Annotated in this window: 7 protein-coding genes; 4 read left to right on the top strand and 3 right to left on the bottom strand. The window is 65.3% G+C overall.

What is annotated here, in order from left to right:
- Positions 1-145 precede the first annotated feature (145 nt).
- Genes DGA31_RS16225 through DGA31_RS16215 form a run of 3 tightly spaced genes read left to right on the top strand, consistent with a single transcriptional unit; the run spans position 146 to position 4,853 of the window.
- A complete protein-coding gene (locus DGA31_RS16225) occupies positions 146-1,498 on the top strand; it encodes a TolC family outer membrane protein (protein WP_082481395.1) in 1,353 nt (450 codons plus the stop codon).
- Positions 1,495-3,654 carry a type I secretion system permease/ATPase gene (locus DGA31_RS16220; protein WP_056836428.1) on the top strand — a complete coding sequence of 720 codons (2,160 nt, stop codon included), beginning with the start codon at positions 1,495-1,497 and terminating at the stop codon, positions 3,652-3,654. The genes DGA31_RS16225 and DGA31_RS16220 overlap by 4 nt, the downstream gene beginning before the upstream one ends.
- Entirely contained in the window at positions 3,651-4,853 is a 1,203-nt protein-coding gene (locus DGA31_RS16215; protein ID WP_056836426.1) for a beta-barrel domain-containing protein, read from the top strand. Before DGA31_RS16220 ends, DGA31_RS16215 begins: the two co-directional genes overlap by 4 nt.
- 22 nt (positions 4,854-4,875) lie before the next feature.
- On the opposite strand, the gene DGA31_RS16210 is transcribed toward DGA31_RS16215, so the two are convergent.
- The gene (locus DGA31_RS16210; RefSeq protein ID WP_241509600.1) at positions 4,876-5,412 is read right to left on the bottom strand and encodes a trypsin-like peptidase domain-containing protein; all 537 of its coding nucleotides are present in this window, start codon (positions 5,410-5,412) and stop codon (positions 4,876-4,878) included.
- Positions 5,413-5,810: 398 nt separating this feature from the next.
- Positions 5,811-6,146: a hypothetical protein gene (locus DGA31_RS16205; RefSeq protein ID WP_056836422.1), complete on the bottom strand. Its 336-nt coding sequence runs from the start codon at positions 6,144-6,146 to the stop codon at positions 5,811-5,813.
- 205 nt (positions 6,147-6,351) lie between these two features.
- On the opposite strand from DGA31_RS16205, the gene DGA31_RS16200 reads away from it, so the two are divergent.
- A complete protein-coding gene (locus tag DGA31_RS16200) occupies positions 6,352-6,810 on the top strand; it encodes a thiol-disulfide oxidoreductase DCC family protein (RefSeq protein ID WP_109513247.1) in 459 nt (152 codons plus the stop codon).
- 17 nt (positions 6,811-6,827) lie between these two features.
- Here DGA31_RS16200 and hisN read toward each other — a convergent pair whose 3' ends face one another.
- Positions 6,828-7,619 (bottom strand): histidinol-phosphatase, encoded by a 792-nt coding sequence (gene hisN, locus DGA31_RS16195; protein ID WP_109513246.1) that lies wholly within the window; start codon positions 7,617-7,619, stop codon positions 6,828-6,830.
- Positions 7,620-7,671 lie beyond the last annotated feature (52 nt).

Here is a 7,671-nt window from a genome sequence, read left to right as displayed (position 1 = left end):
GCCGCAGCCACACGCCAGCCGAATGGACAGCGCCCGGCAACACGACCCGGGTGCCGTGACGGTCGTGCCGCAACCATCAGCGCCGAGGTTCGACAGCGCACGGCAACAGGCATCACCCCCTGTGGCGGCTGCACCAGCGCCGTCAATGCCAACACCGGCACCACGGCCTGGCGCAGGCCAGAACCAGCCTTCCTACCGTGCAGCGCCAGCCGCAGCGCCACCACCGGTGCCACGCGCGGCCAGCGTTCCCACCGGCCAGCGCCTGTCGCTGGACGAAGCCGTGCGCCAGGCCGTCGGCTGGCACCCCGACATCGCCCAGGCGGTGTCCACGCTGTACCAGCAAGGCGAAGGCATCAATGTGGCTGAGGCGGGCTATTACCCGCAGATCACCGGCGGCATCCGTGGCGGCATGGACACCGGCTACGGCAGCGACCGCAATTCCCAGGCCATGAGCATTTCGCTCAAGCAGATGCTGTACGACTTCGGCAAGGTCGATAACGCCGTCGAGGCCGCCCGTGCCCGTGTGGCGCGTAGCCAGGCGCAGATTCTGCTGAGCATCGACCAGATCGCCCGCGACACCGCCTACGCCTGGGTCGAGGTGCAGCGCTACCGCCACCTGAGCGAAATCGCCCGCAAACAGATCCAGGGCGTAGGCGATATCGTCGAACTGGCCCGCCAGCGCAGCGACATGGGCGCCAGCACCCGCTCGGACCTGGTGCAGGCACAATCCCGGGCCGAGGGTGCGATGGCCAGCCTGGAAGACTACAAGGCGCAATACGCCCGCTGGCAGGCGACCTTGAGCAACCTGATGGGCCGCACCACCACCGCCGAGGTGGCCGATGAATTCCCACAGGAATCGATGACCGCCTGCTCACGCTCGCAGCCGGCCACCGACATTCTGCCCGCCGTGCTGGTCGCCCAGGCCCAGCGCACCCAGGCCGAGGCCGAGCTGGCCGGGGCCCGGGCCGATGCCTACCCGACGCTGTCGCTGGAACCGACAGTCAACCATTACCTGGACAGCGGCTACAACGACAACAACCCGGCCATCGACCGCACCCAGGCCGGCATCTACCTGAACTTCGAGGTGCCGATCTACCAGGGCGGCGCCACCAGCGCCCGCAGCCGCGCCGCCGGGCACGCCCTGAGCGCCGCCGATGCCGCCCAGGACGCCGCCCTGCTGCAAGCCAGCCAGGGCCTGGCCGAGGCACGGGCGCAAACCTCCAGCCTGGCCCTGCGCCTCAATGCCTTGCAGCGACGCCAGGGCAGCATCAGCGAAGCGCGCGAGCTGTATGGTCGCCAGTACCTGGACCTGGGCACCCGGCCGCTGCTCGACCTGCTTAATGCCGAGCAGGAAATCCACCAGTCGCGCTTTGAACTGGCCGGCACCCAGGCGGACCTGCGCCGCCTGCAGATCGACTGCCTGTACAACAGCGGCGGCCTGCGTCGCGCCTTCGACCTGGAAGCGCGCACGGTGCAGGGCGTGAGGATTCTGCCATGAACGATGCCGTGATCATCACCACTCCCGACCCCGGCCAGGCCGAGCAGCCGCCCGACTATTCGCAATGGATGGAAGCCATCCTGCTGGTGGCCCGTCATTACCGCATGGACGTCTCGGAAGAAACCGTGCGCATTGCCGCCCAGCGCCCCGACCGTGATGTCGAGGACGTGGTGCGCCAGATGGCGCGCCAGGCCGGGCTGACGATCAAGTTCGGCGGGCGCCGGTCCCACGACCTGGGCCGCTGGCGCACGCCGCTGGTGGTCGAGTTGCAGGACGGCCAGATCGGCGTGGTGCAAAGCCTGAGCGAGGGCGAAGTCGGCATCGCGCTGTCTGGCGATCAGGGCCTGCAACAGCGTATGCCCTTGCAGGCGCTGGGCGAGCGGCTGCGACGCACGGTAATCATGCGCCCGGCCCGGCCGCTGTCGGACGTGCGCACCGATGACTATGTGCAGCCCTTCGATGAGCACTGGTTCCGGCGCATCGTGCTACGCGACCTCAAGCCCTACGGCCATGTGATGATCGCCTCGCTGGTGGCCAACCTGCTGGCGATGGCCGGCGTGCTGTTTTCCATGCAGGTCTACGACCGGGTGATCCCCGCCGAATCATTGCCCACGCTCTACGTGCTGTTTGCCGGCGTGCTGCTGGCGGTGCTGTTCGACTTCACCTTGCGCATCATGCGCCTGCGCATCACCGACCTGCTGGGCAAGCGCGCCGACCTGCGCGTCTCGGACCTGGTCTACGGTCATGCACTGCGCCTGCGCAACTCGGTGCGGCCGCGCTCCACCGGCTCGTTCATCGCCCAGTTGCGCGAGCTGGAACAGGTGCGCGACATGATCACCTCCAGCACCGCCACGGCACTGGCCGACCTGCCGTTTTTCTTTCTGTTTTTGTTCGTGTTCTGGCTGATCGGCGGGTCGCTGGTCCTCATCCCGCTGGCGGCGCTGGTGTGCATGCTGCTGCCGGGCCTGTTGTACCAGCGCCGGCTGGCGCGGCTGGCCAATGCCAACATGCGCGAGTCGGCGCTGCGCAATGCCATGCTGGTGGAAAGCATCCAGGGCATGGACGACATCAAGGCCCTGCAAGCCGAACAGCGCTTTCAGGAGCAGTGGAACCGCCTCAACGCCACCACCGCCGACACCGGCCTGCAACTGCGCAGCCTGACCAACGGCCTGGTGACCTGGACGCAAAGCGTGCAAGGCGCGGTGTTTGCCATTGTCATCGTGTTCGGCGCGCCCATGGTGATCGCCGGTGACCTGACCACCGGCAGCCTGGTGGCCGCCTCGATGCTGGCCTCGCGGATGATGGCGCCGATGGCCCAGCTCAATCATGTGCTGACCCGCTGGCAGCAGGCCAAGGTCGCGCTCAAGGGCCTCAACCACCTGATGCAGCTGCCGGTCGATCATCCGGAAAACAGCAAGCGGGTGCACCTGCCGGTGATTCGCGGCGACTTTCATATCAGGGACTCGGCGCTGCGCTACGACCCGATGGCGCCGGTGGCGCTGCACATCAACGAGCTGCGCATCCGCCCTGGCGAGCGCATTGCCGTGCTGGGCCGCAACGGTGCAGGCAAATCCACCCTGCTGCAGGCGCTGGCCGGGGCGATGGACCTGGCCACCGGTGAACTGAGCATTGATGGCATTGCCATGAGCCACCTTGACCCGGCCGACCTGCGCCGTGACGTCGGGCTGTTGCAACAGCATGCACGGCTGTTTCACGGCACTCTGCGCGACAACCTGGTGCTGGGCGCCGGACGTGCCAGCGACCAGGAGCTGCTGGCGGCGCTGTCGATCAGCGGCGCCCTGGAATTCATCCGGCACCTGCCCAAGGGCCTGGACCACCTGATTCTGGAGGGCGGGCTGGGCCTGTCCGGCGGCCAGCGCCAAAGCCTGCTGCTGTCGCGCTTGCTGCTGCGCCAGCCCAATGTGCTGCTGCTCGACGAACCCACCGCCTCGCTGGACGACGTCACCGAAAAACGCCTGCTCGATGACCTGCTGCTGTGGTGCGAAGGCCGCACGCTGGTCATGGCCACCCACCGGCTCAGCGTGCTGCAGCGGGTCGAGCGCATCATCGTGGTCGACAACGGCCGCATCGTCATCGACGCGCCACGGGAAGCGGCCCTGGCGCAACTCAGACAACCCAGCGGGGTGCGCCCATGAGCCGTGAAGTCGCATTTCACCTGCCGTCGGCGCCCTCCTCTTACCTGGACGGTGCCGACGAAGCCGACGTGCTGCGCGCCACCCGCGTGGTGTGGATCTGCGCGCTGATGCTGGGCTGCTTTCTGCTCTGGGCGGCGTTTTTCCAGGTGGTCGAGGTGTCCAGTGGCACCGGCAAGGTAGTGCCCAGCTCGCGCGAGCAGGTCATCCAGTCGCTCGAAGGCGGGATCATCACCGAAATGAATGTCAGCGAGGGTTCACGGGTCGAGCGCGGCGATATCCTGGCGCAACTGGACCCGATCAAGACCCAGTCCAATGTCGGCGAAAGCGAAGCCAAGTACCGCGCCGCGCTGGCCAGCGTCAGTCGCTTGCAGGCTGAAGTCAGCGGCAAGCCACTGGTGTTTGCCGAGTCGCTCAAGGCCTGGCCGGAGCTGACCCGCGCCGAGACCGAGCTGTACCAGACCCGCCAGCGCGGGCTCAAGGAAACCCTGGCCGGCATCGAGCAATCGTTGAAACTGGTGCGCAGCGAGCTGACCATCACCGAGAACCTGGCCAAGGCCGGTGCCTCCAGCCGGGTCGAGGTGATCCGCCTGAATCGCCAGCGCTCGGAACTGGAACTCAAGGCCAGTGAAGCGCGCTCGGACTACATGGTCCAGGCCCGCCAGGACCTGGCCAAGGCCAGCGCCGAGGCCGACTCGCTGGCCGAAGTGGTGCGGGGTCGCGCCGACTCCTTGACCCGCCTGACGCTGCGCTCGCCGGTGCGTGGCATCGTCAAGGACATCGAGGTGACCACCATTGGCGGGGTGATACCGCCCAACGGCAAGCTGATGCAGATCGTGCCGCAAGACGACCAGTTGCTGATCGAGGCGCGCATCGCGCCCCGGGACATTGCCTTTATCCACCCCGACCAGGTGGCCAAGGTGAAGATCACCGCCTACGACTATTCGATCTACGGCAGCCTGGACGGCAAGGTGGTGACCATCTCGCCGGACACGATCCAGGACGAGTTCAAGCCGGAGGTCTTCTATTACCGGGTGTTCATCCGAACCGGCGCCGACGTGCTGTACAACAAGGCCGGCAAGCCGTTTGCCATCGTCCCCGGCATGGTGGCCACCGTGGACATCCGCACCGGAGAGAAAACCATCCTCGATTACCTGATCAAGCCGCTGAACAGGGCCAAGGAGGCCCTGCGCGAACGATGATGGCGGCTGTGAGCGCTGCCTGTCAGTGCATCGTGGCGACCGAGACACCGACCGGGGCCGGTACCGGCCTGCCAGTGCCCTGCTGGCTGGCGTAACGCTGCCACTCACGGCTGATCTCGGCGTACGGCATGAAGATGCTGACCTGCTCCTGCACCGGCAGGTCGGCGCGCTTGAGCTTTTGCAGGTCATCCTGCTCCAGGAAAGCAACGTTGATGCCGACCACGGTGCCGTCGGCGGCGTACACCGGTCCCCCGGACATGCCCTGCACGGTCGGGCCATCATGGGTGCCGTACATCACGCCCCCGTCCTTGGCGTCCAGGCGCACCATGGCACTCAGCGCACGGCCCTGGCCCTGGCTTTTCATGTACATGGAGTTGTAGCCGACCGCCGTGAGCGTTTCGCCGGGGCGGTACTGGCGCCACATGGGCGCGCGCTGACCGGCCTTGTGACGGAAGAACTGCACGTCGCCTCGCCCCTGGAAGACCGCCCCTGGTACATAGGGAAGATGCTTGACCGTTACGGCATATTCATCGTTCCACTGCACGGCGCTGGCCATCATCAGTAACGCCAGAGGACCTCCGGCATGAACGAGAAACGCTTGGTCTTGAACAGGATCCTTTACATACGCGGTGGACATTCCATTGCACCCGCTGATCAGCACACAGGCTGCCAGAAGTGACTTGAGGGGGGTCATGCGGCTCACATTGGGGAGGGGTTGAAAGGTGGTGCGAATATGTCATTGAGCCATCACCAAGGCAATATGCCATTAGTGTCAGTCGACGGACGGTGGGTTTTTGTCGCCATTTTTTCGGCGCCTGAAAAAATGCTGCCGGGTACATGGAATGACCTGGCACAGGTTGACTACGCAACCTTGCGAACCGGAAATGGACGGTCTGTTCAAGACACAGCAGGGGCTATGCAGATCGCTCGCCCCTGCTGCATCGGCACCCAAGGGATTTACCGGGGCGTGTTCAGCTTGATCACATCACCGGAAACAGTCGTGGTGTAGCCGTTGAGGACCCATGCCCAGAACCACTTTTCCTGCACCTGGGTATTGATCAGCGCATCGCCACCCTTGGCTTTGATTGCCGCATTCTGCGCACGTACAAATCGGGAGTTCTGCTGGATAGGGATCAGGTTGAACAGCATCAGACCTGTCGCACTGGCCTCGCTGTGGCCGATGACGGTGTACTCGCTGCTGTCGTAATGCTCAGTCTTCATGGGGGTGCCGGTGCAACCCGCCAGGACCAGACCACAGGCTGCAACCACAACGGCTTTGCTCAAAAACTTCACGATAAAACTCCATGCAATAACGCCCGGATCCAATTATCGGGCGGGCGGCAGTCTACCTGTAAGGCGGGTGCGTGTGAAATTTTACGCCGGCGCCCCCTCCGCCGGCTGTTAATGCCCGGGTTCATCAGTGCCCCCGGCAAATGGGCTGTTGCAGGCCTGGAGAGTTGGGCATACCTTGTCAAAAACCTATACAGAGGCACTGTTGATGTACAAGAAACCCACGTGGCCGCTGACGCTCTACTTTGACGGCGCCTGCCCGTTGTGTGCTCGGGAAATCAGGATCCTGCGGGCAAGGGCAGCGCCCGATCGTCTGCAATTCGTCGATATCAGCGCTGACGCGTTCGAGGCCGGATCGGCAGGACTGACGCATGCGCAGATGGCGTCGCTGTTGCACGCCAGGTTTGATGATGGCACCTGGGTCACCGGCCTGGACGCCACGCTCTGGAGCTGGCGGGCAGCGGGCCTGGGTGCCTGGGCAGCACCGTTGTCGTGGCGCCTGACCCGGCCGCTGCTGGACCTCGGCTATCGGCTTTTCTGCCGCTGGCGCCCGCACCTGACCTGGCTGCCTCATCCTGACGGCAGTGCCCGCTGTCAGGATGAGCACTGCGCCGTTTCGCCAACCGGCACTGCCCCGCACGATCGGTCAGCGCCTGACAAGCGCTAGGGTCTGTTGCCGTGTCCTTAACCGGCCTGCTTCAACCACTCGATCACCTGCGCATGCAACTGCGGATCGCCGCACGCCACAATGGCGCCGCCATGTTGCGCAGTGCCACCGTCCCAGGCGGTCATCACGCCACCGGCGCCTTCGATGATCGGGATCAGGGCCTGGACGTCATAGGGCTTGAGGCTGGCCTCAATGATGACGTCGACAAATCCCGACGCCAGCATGCAGTAGGCGTAGCAGTCGCCGCCCCAGCGCATCAGGCGGGTCTGGCCGGCCACGCGATCAAAGGCTTCGCGCTGGCCGGGTTCGGTGAACATGTCAGGCGTAGTGGCCATCAGAATGGCCGAAGACAGGCTGTCGCAGCGACGGGTTTTCAACGGCACGCCGTTGCACCAGGCGCCTTCGGGGGTGCCGATGTAACGCTCGCCGGTAAACGGCTGGTTCATCATGCCGAGCACCGGGCGCTGGCCGTCGTTGAGTGCGATCAGCGTGCCCCACAGCGGCAGGCCGGTGATGAAGGCACGTGTGCCGTCGATGGGGTCCAGCACCCAGGTCAGCCCGCTGCGGCCGGTAACGTCCTCTTCTTCCTCACCCAGAATGCCGTCCTCGGGGTACTGGGCCAGGATATGCTCGCGCATCACCCGCTCGGCGGCCTTGTCGGCCACGGTGACCGGGTCGAAATGCGCGCCGCCCTTGTCTTCCACCGTCATCTGCGCCCGGAAATAAGGCTGGATGGCCGTGCCCGAGGCATCCGCCAGGCGGTGGGCAAAGGCCAGGTACTCTTGCAAGGTGTCGTTGCTCAGGGTCATGAGGGTTTCCTGTTCTGGAGGCGCGTGATGCAGGCGCACGTGGCGTGCAGGC

The sequence above is a fragment of the Pseudomonas ovata genome, assembly GCF_003131185.1.
Lineage (GTDB): Bacteria > Pseudomonadota > Gammaproteobacteria > Pseudomonadales > Pseudomonadaceae > Aquipseudomonas > Aquipseudomonas ovata.
This window is presented reverse-complemented; position numbering and strand designations above follow the sequence as displayed.